The organism is Pseudoalteromonas sp. SIMBA_162 (assembly GCF_046535955.1).
Taxonomy (GTDB): Bacteria; Pseudomonadota; Gammaproteobacteria; order Enterobacterales; family Alteromonadaceae; genus Pseudoalteromonas; species Pseudoalteromonas marina.
Map to the genome: position 1 here is coordinate 1 of NZ_JAWJBQ010001063.1, position 242 is coordinate 242.

Here is a 242-nt window from a genome sequence, read left to right on the forward strand (position 1 = left end):
CGCAGGCTGTCGGGCAGGCGGAAGTGCGGTTCGAGATAGCGCTGGTTCACCGAACGCAGCTCCAGCGTCAGGGTGCCGTAGTCGGCTTCATGGGTTTGGCGGCTGAAGGCGGTCATGCTGTGGACCATGACGTGCTCCTTGTCGGTTGGCTGCCAGAAGAGAGGCGGTGCATGAGCGACCGCGCTGATAGCCTGAAGTGTACGCGTGCCGCTCTTGAGCGCCCAGTGATCAGGAGCCGGTCT

At 63.6% G+C, this 242-nt stretch carries 1 protein-coding gene; it reads right to left on the reverse strand.

Annotated elements, in window-relative coordinates; genetic code table 11:
* Positions 1 to 128 (reverse strand): YicC/YloC family endoribonuclease (locus R0J88_RS22950; protein WP_410901308.1); only part of this gene is annotated, 128 nt, incomplete at its 3' end.
* Between the last annotated feature and the right edge of the window lie 114 nt (positions 129 to 242).